15 protein-coding genes are annotated in these 18094 nt (G+C 63.0%); 3 read left to right on the top strand and 12 right to left on the bottom strand.

The features are described 5' to 3' along the window. Positions 1 to 59: 59 nt before the first annotated feature. The 5 genes from ACUIAD_RS05615 to ACUIAD_RS05595 all read right to left on the bottom strand — a co-directional run bounded on the left by ACUIAD_RS05615 (position 60) and on the right by ACUIAD_RS05595 (position 5232). Positions 60 to 293 (bottom strand): DUF3046 domain-containing protein, encoded by a 234-nt coding sequence (locus ACUIAD_RS05615; protein ID WP_110451939.1) that lies wholly within the window; start codon positions 291 to 293, stop codon positions 60 to 62. Positions 294 to 527: 234 nt separating this feature from the next. Next, on the bottom strand, positions 528 to 1046 hold the full coding sequence (locus ACUIAD_RS05610; protein ID WP_445343026.1) for a helix-turn-helix domain-containing protein: 519 nt from the start codon (positions 1044 to 1046) through the stop codon (positions 528 to 530). A gap of 180 nt (positions 1047 to 1226) precedes the next feature. Then, positions 1227 to 1796 (bottom strand): CinA family protein, encoded by a 570-nt coding sequence (locus ACUIAD_RS05605; RefSeq protein ID WP_110451938.1) that lies wholly within the window; start codon positions 1794 to 1796, stop codon positions 1227 to 1229. Continuing rightward, on the bottom strand, positions 1793 to 2398 hold the full coding sequence (gene pgsA, locus ACUIAD_RS05600; RefSeq protein ID WP_445343025.1) for a CDP-diacylglycerol--glycerol-3-phosphate 3-phosphatidyltransferase: 606 nt from the start codon (positions 2396 to 2398) through the stop codon (positions 1793 to 1795). Before pgsA ends, ACUIAD_RS05605 begins: the two co-directional genes overlap by 4 nt. 107 nt (positions 2399 to 2505) lie before the next feature. Then, positions 2506 to 5232 carry a DNA translocase FtsK gene (locus tag ACUIAD_RS05595; protein ID WP_445343024.1) on the bottom strand — a complete coding sequence of 909 codons (2727 nt, stop codon included), beginning with the start codon at positions 5230 to 5232 and terminating at the stop codon, positions 2506 to 2508. Positions 5233 to 5332: 100 nt separating this feature from the next. On the opposite strand from ACUIAD_RS05595, the gene ACUIAD_RS05590 reads away from it, so the two are divergent. Further along, entirely contained in the window at positions 5333 to 6052 is a 720-nt protein-coding gene (locus ACUIAD_RS05590) for a Fic family protein (protein ID WP_445343023.1), read from the top strand. A 31-nt stretch (positions 6053 to 6083) separates the two neighbouring features. Here ACUIAD_RS05590 and ACUIAD_RS05585 read toward each other — a convergent pair whose 3' ends face one another. The 3 genes from ACUIAD_RS05585 to miaB are packed head-to-tail and all read right to left on the bottom strand — an operon-like array spanning position 6084 to position 9040. Then, positions 6084 to 6590 carry a MerR family transcriptional regulator gene (locus ACUIAD_RS05585; RefSeq protein WP_445343022.1) on the bottom strand — a complete coding sequence of 169 codons (507 nt, stop codon included), beginning with the start codon at positions 6588 to 6590 and terminating at the stop codon, positions 6084 to 6086. A gap of 34 nt (positions 6591 to 6624) precedes the next feature. Continuing rightward, positions 6625 to 7653, bottom strand: a complete 1029-nt coding sequence (miaA, locus tag ACUIAD_RS05580; protein WP_445343021.1) for a tRNA (adenosine(37)-N6)-dimethylallyltransferase MiaA — start codon at positions 7651 to 7653, stop codon at positions 6625 to 6627. Then, positions 7640 to 9040 (bottom strand): tRNA (N6-isopentenyl adenosine(37)-C2)-methylthiotransferase MiaB, encoded by a 1401-nt coding sequence (gene miaB / locus ACUIAD_RS05575; protein ID WP_445343020.1) that lies wholly within the window; start codon positions 9038 to 9040, stop codon positions 7640 to 7642. The genes miaA and miaB overlap by 14 nt, the downstream gene beginning before the upstream one ends. Before the next feature lie 151 nt (positions 9041 to 9191). On the opposite strand from miaB, the gene ACUIAD_RS05570 reads away from it, so the two are divergent. Further along, positions 9192 to 9902 carry a GTP pyrophosphokinase gene (locus tag ACUIAD_RS05570; RefSeq protein WP_258333156.1) on the top strand — a complete coding sequence of 237 codons (711 nt, stop codon included), beginning with the start codon at positions 9192 to 9194 and terminating at the stop codon, positions 9900 to 9902. Between the two features lie 121 nt (positions 9903 to 10023). Here the strand turns inward: ACUIAD_RS05570 and ACUIAD_RS05565 are convergent, their stop codons facing one another. Next, positions 10024 to 10863 (bottom strand): aldo/keto reductase, encoded by an 840-nt coding sequence (locus ACUIAD_RS05565; protein WP_445343019.1) that lies wholly within the window; start codon positions 10861 to 10863, stop codon positions 10024 to 10026. 416 nt (positions 10864 to 11279) lie between these two features. Here ACUIAD_RS05565 and ACUIAD_RS05560 point away from each other — a divergent pair, with 416 nt between their 5' ends. After that, complete coding sequence (locus tag ACUIAD_RS05560) at positions 11280 to 12083, top strand: Bax inhibitor-1/YccA family protein (RefSeq protein WP_445343018.1); 804 nt, start codon at positions 11280 to 11282, stop codon at positions 12081 to 12083. A 73-nt stretch (positions 12084 to 12156) separates the two neighbouring features. On the opposite strand, the gene acnA is transcribed toward ACUIAD_RS05560, so the two are convergent. The 3 genes from acnA to ACUIAD_RS05545 form a co-directional block, all read right to left on the bottom strand. Further along, positions 12157 to 14883 (bottom strand): aconitate hydratase AcnA, encoded by a 2727-nt coding sequence (gene acnA / locus ACUIAD_RS05555; protein WP_445343017.1) that lies wholly within the window; start codon positions 14881 to 14883, stop codon positions 12157 to 12159. A gap of 110 nt (positions 14884 to 14993) precedes the next feature. Further along, positions 14994 to 17480, bottom strand: a complete 2487-nt coding sequence (locus ACUIAD_RS05550) for an HAD-IC family P-type ATPase (protein ID WP_445343016.1) — start codon at positions 17478 to 17480, stop codon at positions 14994 to 14996. Then, positions 17464 to 18081, bottom strand: coding sequence for a substrate-binding domain-containing protein (locus tag ACUIAD_RS05545; protein WP_445343809.1), 618 nt, complete (start codon positions 18079 to 18081; stop codon positions 17464 to 17466). The genes ACUIAD_RS05550 and ACUIAD_RS05545 overlap by 17 nt, the downstream gene beginning before the upstream one ends. Between the last annotated feature and the right edge of the window lie 13 nt (positions 18082 to 18094).

Here is an 18094-nt window from a genome sequence, read left to right as displayed (position 1 = left end):
AACAAATGTTCGAAAATTGCCTGGAACGAGCGGTAAATCCGCGGGGAATACAACATGCATCAGGCTGCAGGCATGGGCGGCGCATTGTGGTCCCTCCCCCAACGCCTGGAATCGGGAATCTCCATCTGATCGCAGAGCACGTTCCAGACCACGCGTGGCTCCACACCCGCATCCAGGGCCTCCACCACGGTCATATCATCCAAGTCGGTCAGCCTTTGGTCGCGAGCCAGACTGCGTCCGTAGACCCGGCCGAAGACCTCCTCCAGCAGCTGCCAGAACTCCCGCTCACGCACTCGGCATCACCTTTCGTCCAAGACCCACCCTGTCACAACCTTTCTGCAACGGCAACCATTCGACAGCAACCAACTCATGGAATTAACCGACAACCGCCAATCGACAACCATGGGCAGAGACCAATCGACAAAAACCGTTGGCAGCAGACCGTCAGCAGAAGAGGGCGCCTGGTTCCTAGGAACCGGACGCCCTCCAGAATGGTCCGCCGAGCCAACCAGCTGGACCGATTATATTTACTCCTGAGCCGACTCCAGGTAGTCGGCCACCATCCGCAGAGTCTGCGGCACACCCAGGCCCAACGCGTCGGCGATTGAGCTTAACAGTTCGGAGCTAGCTTCCTTCTGGCCACGCTCCACCTCGGACAGATAGCCCAAGGACACACCAGCCTTTTCACTGACCTCGCGCAAGGTCTTATGATCATTGGTCCTCAGCTCACGCAGCACGTGGCCCAAGGCCTCACGCAGGGAGACAGTATGGGTGATGGCCCGGCCGTCGCTGGTGGATGCTGCACGCTGACGGCTGGACTCCACGCCGTCTTCCTCCATCCACATCTTGTTCAGGTTGGCCTGGCGCTCCTCCTTGGCCTTCTTAGCGGCCTTGGCCCGGATTACCTGCTGCTGAGCGAAGACGACGGCGCGACGCTGAGCAGGCGTCAGATCACGAACCCGCGCATTGCGCTCCACTCCAGGTGCGGCCGGCTTGACATCATACATATCGTTTGTTCGAGTCATCACGGTCTCGGTGCTGGCCATAGCAGCCCCTTTCGCCATATATCTTGTTCAACGATTTACACAGTGACCAACAGTCGAGCCGGTGAATTATTCCAGGGGAGGAACCCGAGAGACCCATTTTGTGACCAAGATCACATAAATAAAAGAAAAGGGGCAAGGATATATACAGCCGCCACTTTGCCTCAGTCTGCAAGGCTACAGTCAGACCCTCGAGTACAGGGCCCGATCCAGCTGGTCGAGAATCCGCATGACCGTACCCCGGCGCACCTGTTCGCGGTCCCCGTCCAGATGCAGCTCATAGGCATAGGTACGGTAGGCATGAGCCTGGAGGCCGGTCTCTGAGCGTCTCCCTGTCACTCGTACGGGCAGAGCCAGACCAATGTAGACCAGTCCGGCCGGATCATCCCCGTCCGGGCCTGGCCCGGCTACACCGGTAGTGGCCATGCCGATGACCGTATCCTCGTGCCCCGGCCTGGTGTAGAGCCTGGCAGTGCCTTCAGCCATCTCCTGGGCGACCCGCGGATGGACTGCGCCCTGAGTGGCCAGCAGATCCTGATCCACCTTGAGGATGGCGGCCTTGGCAGCTATGTCGTAAGTGACGGCCGACCCGAGAAAGACGTCTGATGCGCCGGGAACTCTGACAAAGGCATCAGCCAGCAGTCCTCCGGTCAGCGATTCAGCGGCCGCCAGCAGCAGGCCCGAATCACGGCAGGTGTCGATGATCCGTCCAGCCAGGTCGTCGCAACGGCCCTGCACGCTTTTGCCGATCATCGCCGCATCCCTATCAGGTATTCCGCACCCGAGTATAGGCAGAGGGCCAAGGCCACCAGTATGACCACGCGGGCGGTCACCAGGTACCAGGGCCAGACCGGAGACAGGGGCACCATGAGCATGCCCAGGCCGATGCACTCAAACAGGGTCTTGTACTTGCCAGCCCGGGAGGCGGCGATGACCCGTCCCTGCTTGTTGATGACCAGGACACGCAGCAGGGTAATGCCCAGTTCCCTCACCAGGAAGAGCAGGGTGACCCACCACCAGAGCTCGCCGAAGACGGATGCAACAATGAGTGCCGAGCAGATCAGCAGCTTGTCGGCAATGGGGTCCATGAGCTTGCCCAGTTCGGTCACCTGGTTGTACCGGCGGGCCAGCCATCCGTCCAGCTTGTCGGTCGAGGCCGCGAAAATGAAGAGCACGGCGGCGGTCCACCGCATGCCAGGCCTGCGCTCGCCCCAGGGACCGGCCATCAGATCCAAGGCGATAAAGACCAGGACCAGGAGGATACGGGTGTAGGTGACCAGGTTTGGGGGTGAGTTCCATCCTTCGAGAAGCCTGCGCCTCTCACGACCGGTCTCTGACTCGGCATGCTCCTGCATTGCCACTCCTTATACGCGATTCTCGTGCGCTCGGGCCGTCCAACAATACATGCCGGGCGGCAATGTCATCATAACGGTAGACCAAGCCAAGCTTTTTGGACCGATGTTCAGCCCTGCGCTTGCCCATCCGCGGAGGCTGAGCCCTGATCCGGGACAGGGTCCATGGAGGAGGCATCGCCGCGGATGAAGGCCAGAGCCTGCTGCAGCTGCGGCGGCTGAATGAGCACCTCGCGGGCCTTGGAACCCTCCGATGGCCCTACGATCCCCCTTGACTCCAGCAGATCCATCAGCCTTCCTGCCCTGGCGAAGCCCACACGCAGCTTGCGCTGGAGCATGGAGGTGGATCCGAACTGGGTGGTCACCACCAGCTCGGCCGCCTGGAGCAGCTCGTCCATGTCGTCGCCGATCTCCTCCTGGATCTCGTTCTTATGGTCGGCCTTGTCAGCCATCTGCTCGATGTCCTCACGGTAGTGTGGCTTGCGCTGGGTGCGCACATAATCCACTGCCTTGCGGATCTCGGACTCGGAAACCCATGCCCCCTGGACACGGGTGGGCTTGGCCTGACCCATGGGCAGGAAGAGGGCATCGCCCTGACCGATCAGGGTCTCAGCGCCAGTGGCATCCAGGATGACCCTGGAATCAGTGGAAGACGATGTGGCGAATGCCAATCTGGATGGGATGTTGGCCTTGATCAGACCGGTGACCACATCCACCGAGGGCCTCTGGGTGGCCAGTACCAGGTGGACGCCGGCGGCACGTGCCAGCTGGGTGATCCGCTGGATGGAGCTCTCCACATCGTTCTTGGCCACCATCATCAGATCGGCCATCTCGTCGACCACCACGACCAGGTAGGGGTAAGGGGCCACCTTGCGATTGGAGCCGGCCGGAGCATGAACCTTGCCCTCCAGCACGGCCTTGTTGAAGTCCTTGATGTGCCGAAATCCGAAGAACTGCAGATCGTCATAGCGGGCGTCCATCTCCTTGACCACCCACTCCAGGGCCTGGGCGGCCTTCTTGGGCTCGGTGATGATGGGCGTGAGCAGGTGGGGAATGCCGGCGTAGGCGCTCAGCTCCACGCGCTTGGGATCCACCATGATCAGACGAACCTGATCCGGGGTGGCCCGCATGATCAGCGAGACCAGCATGGAGTTGATGAAGCTGGACTTGCCCGAACCCGTAGCACCTGCCACCAACAAGTGGGGCATCTTGGTCAGGTCAGCGGTCACATAATGGCCTTCCACGTCCTTGCCCACGGCGGTCATCATGGGGTTGTCGTCCTGCTTGGCCTTGTCGGAGCGCAGCACGTCGCCCAGGTGGACAATCTCGCGGTCCACATTGGGGATTTCGATGCCGATGGCCGACTTGCCGGGGATGGGCGAAAGGATGCGCACATCCGAACTGGCCACCGCGTAGGCAATGTTGCGCTGAAGGTTGGTGACCTTCTCCACCTTGACTCCCGGACCCAGCTCCACCTCGTACTGGGTGACCGAGGGGCCGCGCAGGAAGCCCACCACCTTGGCATCCACGTCAAACTGCTGGAAGGTTGATTGCAGGGCTTTAATCACCGCATCATTGGCCGAGGTTCTGACTGCGTGGGGCTTGCCCTTGACCAGCAGGTCCGTGCTGGGCAGCACATAGGGACGGCTCTCGTCCACCTGACGGTCACCAGAGGAGCCTGACGCACCGGCACCCTGGGCTCCAGTCGTCTGATCTGCAGCCTGACCATTGGCGGCGGCACCTGCTCCAGGAGCGGGCTGGGCCTCCATCTGCACGGTGTCGGCTGCAGCAGCGGCAGCGGCCCATGGATCCGAAGCCCCTACTCCGGACAAGGCGGCCGGGTCAACCCTGGGATGCTCCTGCTCTCTGGCATCCATGAGGGCTGCCGTAGCCGGAGCCTCCACCTCAGGCAAGGCCTGCGTGGACGCTTGCGACTGATCACCTTGGCCAGCTCCCTCCAGAGAAGCCGCCTGGGAAAAGGGCTCGTCAGCCTCATAACGCTCAAGGCGGGTATCCGTGTCCTTGCCGATGCGGCCATGCAGCAACCGACTGAACCAGCCGACCACCCCGCTCCTACCGGAGTTCTGAGCTTCCTCCTGCTCCGGCTCCTGATGGGTGGGCACGCCTGGTGCCAGAGGCAGGGTGTCATCCCCCAGCCTGACCTCGTTGGGGGCAGTCTGCGCCGAACTGGAAGCATGAGTCCTCTTGCCCTGCATCGAAGCCACAAAGTCGCTCATGTGGAATCTAAAGGTGATGAAGAGGCCGAAAATGGCCACAAGGACGAAGATGATGACCGCAAAGACCTTGGACAGCCCCCAGGCCAGGGGCGAACCCAAGGCGAACCCAAGAAGTCCGCCTGAATCAATAATGGCCGTCATATCGAAGCCGCGATAGTCCGAGGCCATAAGCACGTCCAGAATGGAACAGACCGACCAGAGCACCACCAAGAGGCCGCCCACCACAGGCAGGTTGCCCGCCTCGCGCCCGGTGTAGCAGACCAGCCGGAAAGCTGCAAAAAGCAGGACCACCGGCAGGATGATGCTGCATCGTCCCAGAACGCCCGCAGCCAAGACATGCAGTCCACGCCCCAGGAAGCCGTCGACTCGGAACCACTCGCTGGCACAGAAGAGCACGGCCAGGATGACCAGAACGAAGCAGAACCCATCCTTGCGGTAGGCGGAGTCGTCGCCCTTCTTGCCGGCCACGCCACGCACCAGGGATCCCAAGCCCCGAGGCAAGGCCAGCAAGGCCTTGTGCCAGAAAGGTTCCGAGTCCTGGCCGCCTTTGGATGCGGTCCGGCCGCGACGATGTGCGTCTGCTTGCTGCTTACGTGTCATAACCCTTTCAGCCTACCCAGAACCCCGGTCCGCATCGGGCTCGCAGGGTCAGCATGCACAACACTTTCAGACGGGGGCTGCCAGGGCTAGCATCGTTGACATGACACCAGCCGAACGCCAGAGCGCCGTGGCCTTCGCCCTGCGCAACCTGTTTCTGGATTACTGTCAGCCCGGTTCTTCGATTCTTGAAGCGGCGAACGACTTCGTGGCGGGCAGAGCGGTAGCCGAGGAGCTGTCTGACCAGGCTCAACACTTAGAGGCCCAGACCAGTCATGGGAATGCCCATACAGATGCCCTGTTTCTGCGGACCATCCTGGTCTGCGAGCGGCCATGGGCGCCCGAGGGCGATCTTGACGAGCTGAAAGCCATCCACCGCCGACTGCTGCCCAGCCTGCCGGAAGGGCGAATGCTGCGCCGAACTCAACCGGACGGCGGCGCCAGCCTATATCCGGCGTCGATGCTGGAGCATGGTGCTGCGGCCATTAGCCAAGAGCTGGCGGCCAAACACAACCTGGTTAGCCTGGACCGCCCGGTCTTCGTGGATAGCCTGGCCCATTTCTACGATGAGCTCTCCTACCTGCACCCCTTCGCCGACTGTGACGACATGACCCTGCGCATTTTCCTGTCGCGCCTGTCCCACGATGCAGGCTGGGACCTGGACTGGGGACGGGCTGATCCGGGTGCCCACCGCCGAGCCATCCACCGAGCGCTACTGGGCAATACCGATGAGCTGCGAGCTCTGATCGCGGGTATGGTCCGCCCGGTCAACCCAACCAGAATATTTCTGATCGCCGGATGGGACCAGGGTCCAGCCCACTGAGTCGATACGCCACCCAGCAATTCCGGCAGTCTCAGCCTGCGAGCCGTTCGTTGCCGCTGCGCTTGGCAGCCTCGATAATCTGGGCGCTTTGATTGATCAGGCGGGTTGCACCAGTCTGATCGTGGTCCCGGATGTGCCCCCAGTATTCGATCTTGAGCCTTACATACCGCTTCCGTGCACGCAGATCGGCCATCCGCTGGTCCAACCGCCGTCCTTGCTCGTTCAGGAGATCGATCTGCCGTCCAGCAGCCTCGGCTCCCCCCGCCCGGTTGCCCAGGTACTCTCGCATGTGCTCCAGGGACATGCCCGTGGCGCTCAGGCAGGAGATGGTCTCCAGCAGGTCCAGATCCTCCTGGCTGTAGCAACGATGTCCGCTTGATGGATCCCTGGTGATGGGCGGAATGATGCCGATGGTCTCGTAGTAGCGCAGGGTGGTCTCCGGCATCCCGGACATGAGCGAGGCTTGGCGAATGCTGTACCAGGGTCCGGATTCCTGGGCGGTCTGGGTTTCAGCCTGGGGCTGCGTGATAGAGGTCATATCCGTCCAGCTTAGGAACTTCAAGTACTTGAAGTCAAAGGGCACCCAGATGGTGTCTGGTCACCCTCCCCTGGTCCGTCTGGTCGACCTGAGCGTCCGCCTGGTCGAAGCGGCCTTGGTCGGCCTGGTCCACCAGGCTCAGGGCCTGCTCAGCCAGGTCCGGAGCCAGGGCATTCAGCCAGTGGATGCGCGGATCCCGGCCGAACCAGCCCATCTGCTTGCGGGCCAGACGCTTGGTCTTCTGCGCTATCAGCTCGAAGGCTGAAACCAGGTCGGTGCGGCCTTCCAGATAGTCAAGAATCTGCTGATATCCCAGGGCGCGGGCAGCCGTGGTCCCCAGACGGTTCTGCAGCCCTCTCACCTCATCGACCAGTCCTTGGTCGCGCATGGCCTGGGTTCGCTGGTCGATCCTGCTGTCCAGTTCCTCCCGAGGCAGATCCAGGCCCAGCTGCAGGGCGGGCAACAGGTAGCGGTATCGAGGCAGACTGGCCGAATATGGCCGTCCGGTGATGTTCATGACCTCCAGAGCCCGCACGGTTCGTCGCACATTCCTAGGATCCATCCTGGCCGCAGCCTCCGGATCGCGCTCCTGCAGCTCGCGGAAGAGCAGCCCGGGGCCCTCCTCCTGGGCCCGCTCCTCCAGCCTGGCCCTGACCGCCGGATCGGTGCCAGGGAAAGACAGATCATCGATGACCGCCCGAGTATAGAGCCCGGAGCCGCCGACCAGAATGGGGCGAATCTTCTGCGCCCGCAGGTCGGCTATCAAGGACCGGGCCATGGCCTGGAAGCGGGCCACGCTCATGGCCTCCTCCGGCTCGATGATGTCGATCAGGTGGTGGACCACCGCCTGCCGCTCCTGGACCGAAGGCTTGGCTGTCCCCACATCCATCCCCCGGTACATCTGGTAGGCATCGGCATTGATGATATGAGCCCTTTGCCCGCGTGCCTGGAGAGCCTGCGCCAGAGCCACTCCCAGGGCGGTCTTGCCCGAGGCAGTGGGGCCCACGATGGAGACGATGCGAGGTCCCTGACCGGCAGGCTGCTCCTGCTCAGCGGACGTCATAGACCTGCCCCGCCTGGGGATCCGGGTCAGCGATCAGATAGTGGGGCCCGGCTTGAGTGACGGTGCAGGTGACCAGGTCCCCAGGCTTTGGCGCAGGCATCCCATGGGGCGCACCGACATGGACCAGCACTCCGGTGCGCTCATGGCCAGTCACCCGATGGGTGCTGCCGTCGTGTCGGCCGTGCCCGTCGCCGATCAGCACCTCCACCTGCCTGCCCAGGAAGTCCTGCATGTGATCCATGGTGATGGACTCCTGCAGGGCCTGCAGGCGCTCGAACCTGTCCTGGACCACGGCCTTGGGCAGCTGCGGCATGCGCGCGGCCGGAGTGCCCGGACGGGGCGAATACTCGAAGATATAGGCCGACGAGAAGCACGCCCGGCGCACTACGTCCATGGTGGCCTGGAAATCCTCCTCGGTCTCCCCGGGGAACCCCACGATAATATCGGTGGTGATCAGGGCATCGGGCATGGCGGCCCGTACTTTGTCGAGTATGTCCAGAAAGCGCTGGGACCGGTAGGAGCGCCGCATGGCCCGCAGAATCCGGTCGGAACCAGACTGCAGGGGCATGTGCAGCTGGTGCATGACCGTGGGCGTCTCGGCCATGGCAGCAATCACATCGTCGGTGAATGCCGCAGGATGGGGCGAGGTGAAGCGGACCCGCTCCAGCCCAGGCACCCGGCCGCAGGCGCGCAGGAGCCGGGCAAAAGCGTAGCGGTCCCCCGTGGCCCAGCCGTAGGAGTTGACGTTCTGCCCCAGCAGCGTCACCTGGCGGGCACCGGAGCGCACGCAGCCCTCAACCTCCTGCAGGATGTCGTCCATGGACCGGTCTCGCTCCCGCCCGCGCACCGATGGCACGATGCAGAAGGTGCAGGTGTTGTTGCAGCCGACCGAAATGGACACCCAGGCCTGCGAGCGCGAGGCCCTGACCGCTGGCAGCCGACCGGGCAGATCCCGGAGCTCCTTCGAAACCCCCACCTGGGGCTGTCCATACTCGCGGGCCTTGTCCAGCAGACCGGGCAGCGAGCCAATGTCCCTGGTACCAAAGACTGCATCAACCCAGGGCGCCGCTCGCACGATCCGCTCTCGGTCCTTCTGAGCCATGCAGCCGCCTACGGCGATGCGAGTGTCAGGCTTGTGCTGCTTAAACCTATGCCAGCGCCCGATGGTCCCATACATGCGTTTGGTGGCGTTGTCGCGTACAGCGCAGGTGTTGAGCACCATCACGTCGACCTCGCGCGCACGGACCTGCTCGGGCGTGGCCTGCTGATAGCCTTGGGCCCGGAGCACCCCGGCAATCCGTTCAGAATCGTGCTCGTTCATCTGACAGCCCAGAGTCCGCACATAGTAGACGCCCCTGCTGTCCTTATGCTGAGCGGTGACGCTCATGTCTTCGCCTGCTTCCATAAGCCACGATTGTATGCGCAGGCCGGGTCCCGCAGCCATCGTGACCTGTGCGTACCATGAGTCATGGTTACGAACGTCGGCATGGGAGGTTCGCGTGATACTCGACCGTAACAGTGCCATGAGCGCATCCGAGATGAAGCAGCGGCTGTCCGACCTGGACGAGAATGACCGCCCCAAGCTGGACATCGACGAGATAACGGAATTCGTCAATCTCATGCAGACCTACGAGGGGGCCATGTACGAGATTTCGACCAAGCTGGATGTGCTGGACACCGAATTCCAGGTCCGTTTCAGCCACAACCCCATACACCACATGGAGCGCCGGCTCAAGAGCGTGGACTCTCTGATCGGCAAGCTGCACCGTAAGAACCTGCCTGTCACCATCCCCTCGGTGCGCGATCACATCTTCGACGTGGCCGGCGTGCGCGTCATTTGCAACTATCGGGACGACGTCTACTCGGTCTCCCGCTACCTTTCCGACCAGTCGGACATTCAGGTGCTGCGGGTCAAGGATTACATCCGCAATCCCAAGATGAATGGCTACCGCAGCCTGCACGTCATCTACGCCGTGCCGGTCTTCCTGACCTCAGGCCCTCACTACACGCCGGTCGAGGTGCAGTTCCGCACCATTGCCATGGACTACTGGGCCTCCCTGGAGCACCAGTTGCGTTACAAGTCCGACCTGCCCGACGCCCGCCTGGCCGAGCACTCACAGACCCTGTTGGACTGCGCCCGCTCCCTGCAGAACATCGAGGTGCAGATGCAGTCGATCCACCGCGACATCTCAGGCTCGCCCCAGGAGCAGGAGTCTGATGACGATGCCATCAGCGGCAATGCTGAATAGCTGAATTCCGTCAAATCATTGACCATAGGATTCGGGTCAGGCGGAAGGTTGGAGCTTCCCGACGGGTCACCGGGAGGAGGCACCGCTTGCAAGGTCGGGCCTCCTCCCGCATCGCTATCCCCTAGAAGTCGAAGTTGTCGGGGTCCGCGCCAGTGCGCTCGTCTCTGTTCAACGCGGTGATGGTCTTCATGTCATCCTCGTTCAGCTCAAAGTCGAAGACTTGCGCGTTCTGCTCGATCCGCTCCTTGTGGGTGGACTTGGGAATGACGATCACCCCGCGCTGAAGGTGCCAGCGCAGCACGATCTGTGCCGGGGAGCGGTCGTAGCGCTCGGCGATGGCCCTGAGCCTGGGATCAGCCAGCAGGTTGCCGCCGGTGCCACCCAAGGGACTGTAGGCCTCCACATCCACACGCAGGATGCCATGGCAATAATCGATCAGGTCGCCGTTGACGAACTGGGGCGAAGACTCGATCTGGTCGACCGCCGGCTTGGTGCCGCTGATGGTGTGCAGCTCGTCCAGGTGGTGCTTCTGGAAGTTGCAGACCCCGATGGCCCTCACCCGCCGCTGCGTATAGAGCTCCTCCATGTCCTCCCAGGCCTGCTGCCAGCCCTTGGCGGGCCAGTGGATCAGATAGAGGTCCAGATAGTCCACGCCCAGCCGGTCCAAGCTCTCCTTGAAGGCCTCTTTGGCTCGTCCTGCGCGAATGTCGTCGTTCCAGAGCTTGGTGGTCAGGAAGACATCCCTCCTGTCAACCCCAGAGCGGCGCAGACCCTCCCCCACGGACTGCTCGTTGCCGTATATCATGGCGGTGTCGATGTGGCGATAGCCCGACTGCAGGGCCCAGGTGACGGCCTGGCTGGTGGCCTCGCCGTCGGGGGTTTGAAAGACCCCAAGCCCCAGCTGAGGAATGCTGACCCCATTGTTGAGGGTGATGGCGGTGTCGGTGACGTTTCCGGTCATATGGGCATGCTCCTTGTTGGCCAATCTCAGGCCGAGACGTATTGTGTGCTCATTCTATCCGCAAGACAAGATGGAAGCAGCACCTGATCACGGCATGTATTGATTAGCGGCTGTCGTGTAGGCTCTCCTCGCACAATCACTTCTTGTGCGTTGTTTATCGGCTGGGTGGTGTTGTGGGGCGGGGTTGCAGGTAAGACGGCTGGTTTGCGCCATAGTTTATGCATTTGAGCCAATGACAAGCATTGCCAGGACGGACAACCTACTGACAAAAACAGGGGGTATGCGACCAGCCCGCCATAGCAGCAATTCCAGCCTGTTTCCAGTCAGAGCAAACACCCTGTATAACGCTAAACCCGCCATGTATACTTGAACAAGATGACCATCCGCCACAGGCGGCAATGACAAAGGAGCAGCAGATGGCATTCAACGGGAACCCGGGGCCGCAGGCCCCATACAGTCAGTACACGCAGCAGCCGATGCCGACCATGCAGGGCGGTCAGCCCTACGGCATGAGCTCGCCCATCGATACGAACGCAGCATACAGCTTTGAAAAGGCGGAGCGGGTCTCCATGTCGCGCGCCTATGCGGAGATGGCCGTCGGCCTGCTGGTCACTGCCCTGACGGCCTACCTGACTGCCCGGACCGGACTGCTCCTGGCTTTCATGCAGGCCACAGGCGCCCTGGGCTGGATCGGCATGGCCGTGGTCCAGGTGGTCTTCGCCATGGTCCTGAGCGCCCGGATCATGCGCATACGCACTTCCACCGCCCGAGTCATGTTCTACGTGTATGCGGCTCTGATGGGCTTCACCCTGAGCACTATCTTCATAACCTACTCCCTGCCATCCATCATGCTGACCTTGGTGATCAGCGCAGGCTTCTTCTTCGTCCTCAGCATGCTGGGACTGACCACGCGGCGCAACATGCTGAGCCTGGGTTCCGTCTTCATGGTCGGCCTGCTCATGCTGATCCTGGTCCAGGCGGTCATGCTCTTCCTGGCCCCGTCCAACACGGCCCTGCGCGTGGTTTCGGCCATTGGCATCATCCTCTTCGCCGGGCTTACCATGTACGATGCCCAGCAGACCAGGGTCATCTTCGCCGCCTACCGCAGCCAGGGGCCGGAAGCCATCAAGCGGGTCTCGATCCTCTGCGCTCTCAACCTCTACCTGGACTTCGTCAATCTCTTCCTCTACATCCTGAATCTGCTTGGCGACCGCAACTGACAAAGAAATCCCCCACCCCTAGCGCTTCCGAAATTAATCAAAAGCGTTGAGGCGGGGGATTTTCGTATCTTCTTCAGGCCGCCTGGTCGGCCCTGGCCAGCAGACCACGCAGCACGTACTGCAGGATGCCGCCGTTGCGGTAGTATTCGGCCTCGCCAGGGGTGTCAATGCGCACCTTGGCCGCAAACTCCACCCTGCTGCCGTCAGGCCGCTGAGCCCGCACCTGGACCTGCTCGGGCAGGGAGCTGTTCAGGGCATCGACGCCGATCAGATCATAGGTCTCCTGACCGTCCAGCCCCAGGCTCTGGGCCGACTGACCTGCAGGAAACTCCAGCGGCAGCACACCCATGCCGATCAGGTTACTGCGGTGGATGCGCTCGAAGGACCTGGCGATCACAGCCCTTACGCCCAGCATCCGGGTGCCCTTGGCCGCCCAGTCTCTTGAGGAGCCCGTGCCGTACTCGCTGCCGGCCAGTACCACCAAGGGCGTGCCCTGCCCGGCATAGTCCTGCGCCGCCTCGAAGATGGTCGTCTCCTGACCGTTCAGGAAGTCGTAAGTGAATCCTCCTGGGCGCACGCCCAATCCCACCGAGGCAAGCAGCTGGTTGCGCAGACGAATGTTGCCGAAAGTGCCTCGGACCATGACCTCGTGGTTGCCACGCCGAGAGCCATAGGAGTTGAAATCCCTGGGGGCTATGCCGTGTTCCTGCAGGTAGCGACCAGCCGGAGCGTCAGCCTTGATAGCCCCTGCGGGTGAAATGTGGTCGGTGGTGACCGAATCCCCCAGCAGGGCCAGCACCCTAGCTCCATGAATGTCCTCCAAGGGGTCGGGCTGGGCCTTCATGCCGTCGAAGAAGGTTTGGCGACGGATGTAGGTGGAATCCTGATCCCAGTGGAAGAGCTCTCCCTCCGGCACATCCAGTTTCCGCCAGCGCTCGTCCCCGCCGAAGACGTCTGCATAGTCGTGCAGGTACATATCCCGGTCGAGGGCGGTGCCCACCACGGACTCGATGGCCTCCTGGGAGGGCCAGATGTCCGCCAGCATGACCGGGCTGCCTTGGCTGTCCCGGCCCAGAGGGTCGTGCCAGGGGTCGAAGTCCATGGTGCCGGCCAGGGCGTATGCCACCACCAGGGGCGGCGAGGCCAGATAGTTCATCTTCACATCAGGGCTGATGCGCCCCTCGAAGTTCCTGTTGCCCGAAAGCACGGCCGTCACCGTCAGATCATGATCGGCGATGGCCTGGTGGATGGCCGGATCCAGGGGACCGGAGTTGCCGATGCAGGTTGTGCACCCGTAGCCGACCAGCTCGAAGCCCAAGGCGTCCAGGTCCTCGCTCAGGCCGGTCCGATTCAGGTAATCCGTCACCACCTGGGATCCAGGAGCCAGCGACGTCTTGACCCAGGGCTTGGGTCGCAGTCCACGGGCACGCGCCTGGCGGGCCAGCAGTCCGGCAGCCACCATGACTGAAGGGTTCGAGGTGTTGGTGCAGGAGGTGATGGCCGCAATGACCACGTCCCCGTCGCGCAGGCTGAACTCGCTGCCGTCAGCCTTCCTGACCGGCACAGGCTCGCTGTCCCTCCCCTGGCCGCTGTAGTCCTTCAGATCCCGTTGGTAGGTCTTCTGGGCCTGGTCCAGCAGGATGCGGTCCTGGGGCCGCCGGGGACCGGCAATGGACGGACGCACTGTGGACAGATCCAGTTCCAGCACCTGGGAATACTCAGGTTCGAGGCAGTCAGCATCGTCCGGATCCATCCACAGGCCGTTGGCCTTGGCATAGGCCTCCACCAGGCGCACATGGTCGTCGCTGCGACCGGTCAGACGCAGGTAGTCCAGGGTAACTTGGTCAATAGGAAAGATGGCGCAGGTGGAGCCGAACTCGGGGCTCATGTTGCCCAGGGTGGCCCGGTTGGCCAAGGGGACCTGGGCCAGTCCCTTGCCATGGAACTCCACGAACCGGCCCACCACGCCCACCTCGCGCAGCATCTGGGTCACAGTCAGCACCACGTCGGTGGCGGTGACTCCCTCGGGGATGGATCCGGTCAGCTTGAAGCCTAAGACCTGGGGCACCAGCATGGAGATAGGCTGGCCCAGCATGGCCGCCTCGGCCTCAATGCCGCCCACGCCCCAGCCCAGCACGCCCAGGCCGTTGACCATGGTGGTGTGGGAATCAGTGCCGACGCAGGAGTCCGGGTAGACCAAGGCTGGGTTTTTCCCCCGGGTCCTGTCCCTGCGCATGACCACCTGGGCCAGGTACTCCAGGTTGACCTGGTGAATGATGCCGGTGCCCGGAGGCACCACGCGGAAGTTCCTGAAGGCCTGCTGACTCCAGCGTAAGAAGCGGTAACGCTCACTATTGCGCTGGTATTCCAGGTCCATGTTGTGTTCCAGGGCGCCGGGCGCGCCCGAGCTGTCCACCTGGACGGAGTGGTCGATGACCATCTGCGCGGGGATGAGCGGGTTGACCAGTGAGGGATCGTCACCCATGGCCTTGACGGCATCGCGCATGGTGGCCAAGTCGACCATGCAGGGTACGCCGGTGAAGTCCTGCATAAGCACTCGGGCAGGGGTGAACTGGATCTCTCTGTCGGGCTGGGCCTTGGGGTCCCAGGCCAGAAGCCTATCCAGCTGGTCCCGGGTCACCGTGGTCCCGTTCTGGTGGCGCAGCAGATTCTCAGCCAAGATGCGCAGACTATAGGGCAGGTGGCCGATTCCCGGCAGATCGCTGATCCGGTAGTATTCGAACTCCTCGGAGCCCACCTTGAGCTTGGAACGGCCGGTATTCTGTGCGGATTCTGACATGCACCACCCCTTCCTTGGACGCTGAGGATTGGCCCTTGCGCCCATGTGGACCGGCGGCGGGAGAACCCCAAGCCGTCAGCGACGCTTATCTGTGCTTTTGCGGTTCATTCTTAGCGCCTATGTGTTACCTGACGGATGTAACGTGCACATGCCGGATAACCCAGAACCGCCAGGACCATGAGCACAGCTCCCACTAGGGCGAAGGCCGCGGTGGCGGCCAGGGCCGGACCTGTGGGCCGGCTTATGGCGAAGAACCGCGCCACTATAGGGATCAGGGCTCCGATCACCCCGGCTGCAGCAAAGAAGAGGACCAGCAGGCCCCTCCAGGAACGCAGGGGCCGGGCCACCTGGGTCAGGACCAGCACGCCCATGCAGAAGAGAACGATGGCGCAGACCGACCGCCAGCGCTCCAGATCGCCAGGCCGGGCCAGATCCATGCCAAGCAGGCCGGGCAAGCTCCAGGCCGCCGCCAGCACGATCAGGGCTGTGGCGATGCCCGAGGGCAGGGCGAAGGTGACCACCCGCCGCAGGAAGCCGGGCCGGTAGCGCCTGGTGTTGGGGGCCAACGCCAGGAAGAAGGCCGGCGTTCCTATGGTCAAAGCACCGATGTAGGTGATGTGCCGGGGCAGGTAGGGGAAGGGGATGCCGGTCAGGACCACCCCTAGGGAGATCAGGGCCGAGTAGACGGTCTTGACCAGGAAGAGGCCGGCCACCCGCTCCATGTTGGCCATGACCTGCCGACCCCGGGCCACAACGTCTGGCAGGTGCGAGAAGCGCGAATCCACTAGGACCAGCTGGGCCACGGCCTTGGTGGCGGCTGCCGCATTGCCCATGGCGATGCCCAGATCCGCCTCCTTCAGGGCCAGGGAGTCATTGACTCCGTCGCCGGTCATAGCCACCGTGTGGCCCTTCAGATGCAGGGCCTGAACGATGGCCTTCTTCTGGTCGGGCAGGACCCGGCCCAACACGTCGACGTTCTCCAGGACCTCGGCCAGGGCCGCCGTGTCCTCGGGCAGCTGACGGGCATCCATGGCCCGAGGCGCCCGGTCGCCGGTCAGGCCCACCTTGTTGGCGATGGCCGCCACAGTAGCCGGATTGTCGCCTGAGATGACCCGGCAGCGCACGCCCTGTTGGCGGAACCAGGCCAGAGTCTCGGCAGCGTCGTCGCGAATGTGCTCTGAACAGGTGATCAGCGCCAGAGGCTTCAGACTCCCAGGCAGTTCGGGGCTGCTGGTGAAGTAGTCAGGCTGGTCGGTGCTCGGATACCCATTGGGGGCCGTCAGCATCAGCACACGGTAGCCACGATCGGCCAGGTCAGCCACCTGCTTGTCCACCTTAGGCCATCTGCCTACTTGGGATGCCAGGAGTACCTCCGGGGCGCCGAAGTACCAGATTCGCCCGGACTGGTCGGCCACAGCGCTCCATTTACGGGCAGACGAGAAAGGTAGACGGCTGACGGCCCTGCCCGGGCGCAGATCATCCATCCCCTTGAGGATGGCACGGCCGGTGGCGTTGGGGCTCTCCTCCGCGCAGACATCCACCAGGGCCTGCCGCAGCTGCTGAGCCGGCAGGTCTTCGGCCAGCGGATGCAGGCCGTCGTAGACGATGCCCCCGTCCGTGATGGTGCCGGTCTTGTCCAGATTCAAGGCATCCACCCGGGCCAGGGTCTCCACTGACTCCATCTGCTGGACCAGGGTCTGGTGCCGGGCCAGGCGGATAGCAGCCAGGGCGAAGTTCAGGGAGGTCAGCAGGACCAGACCCTCGGGAATCATGCCCACGACCCCGGCCACGGCAGACACCACGGCCTGCCGCCAGGCCCCAGTGGTCAGCGCCGTCTGAAAGCCGCCTACGGTCCGCATCTGAGTGAAGATGAGCAGCAGACAGAGGGGAATGACCACCACGGTCATGACCTTGAGGATGGTGTTGATGCCCTCGTTCAGGTCGGAGTGGACCTTCTTGTAGACCTTGGCCTTGGCTGTCAGCGTGGCGGCATAGGAGTCAGCCCCCACGGCGGTCACCTGGGCCAGAGCCATGCCCGAGACGGCTGTGGATCCCGAATAGACCTGATCCCCCGGCTTGTGTCTGACCGTGCGCGACTCGCCGGTCAGCATGGATTCGTCCAGCTCCAGGCCGTAGGTATCGATGATCTGCGCATCAGCGGGCACCTGGTCCCCAGAGCGGATCCAGAGCAGGTCCCCCTTGACGATGGCATCGTGGGGCACGGTCAGGTTGCGCCCATCCCTGCGTACCGTGTAGTCGGAAGCCACCAGGATGGACAGCCCATCCAGGGTGTGCTTGGCCTTGAGCTCGGTGGCCACGCCGATGCCGGTGTTGATGATGATGATCAAGCCGAAGACCGCGTCCTTCCACTGGCCAGTCAGCAGGACCACCACCATGGCGGTCAGAATGATCCCGTTGAAAAGGGTGAAGACGTTGTCGCGGATGATTTGGCCTAGGCTGCGGGAGGTTTGGTCCTGGGAGACGTTGACCAGGCCCCGGGCCTTCAGCTGCTCCGCCTCCTGTGAGCTCAGCCCCGGCCGGTCAGTGTTCGGAAAGCCTGTGCCCACTGTCGATTCTTGCTCACTGCCTGTGCTCATCCTCGGTCCCCTCTCGGTCGGCGCTGAAGCGCACGGCCATGATCCTGGCATGCGGTCCGTCGTCCACAATGGTCTGCAGGGCGTCGGCCAGCAAGGGCGCGTGCGGATTTCCTGCAGGATCCACCGGGTGGACCGTGGCCGCATAGTAAAGCCTACCCGGGTCAGGAGTCCAAGCCTTGCCGCTTTGAGCGAACTCCACCACAGGGATGCCCGCCTTCCGCGCCGCTTTAAGGGCGGGGGTCCAGTCGCCGGCTCCAGGTTGGCGTATCAGAATCAGGCTGGCCCCGCGGTTGATGGCATCCTGCACGCCATCCTGCTGATCGCTGGTGGACTGAGCTGAGGAAAAATAGCCCTTCATGCGCTCCGCCTGCAACGATGACAGGATGCGACTGTCAAGACCGGCGTCTGGGTCCTTGTCACCCTTCTTCGGACAGCCAATCAAAGCCACCAAAGTATCAGACCGATCCACACCGTCATGGGGCACTGTACCCTCATGCCAGGAGTCGCCCACGGCCCTGTCCTTGGGAGCGCAGCCAGTCAGCATGGGCATGCCTGCCAGCAGAGCGACCGTCAGCAGCAGACACGCCAGCCGCCTGTACACCGTCAAGACCCGT

It is taken from the genome of Bifidobacterium sp. ESL0819, assembly GCF_052606245.1.
This window is presented reverse-complemented; position numbering and strand designations above follow the sequence as displayed.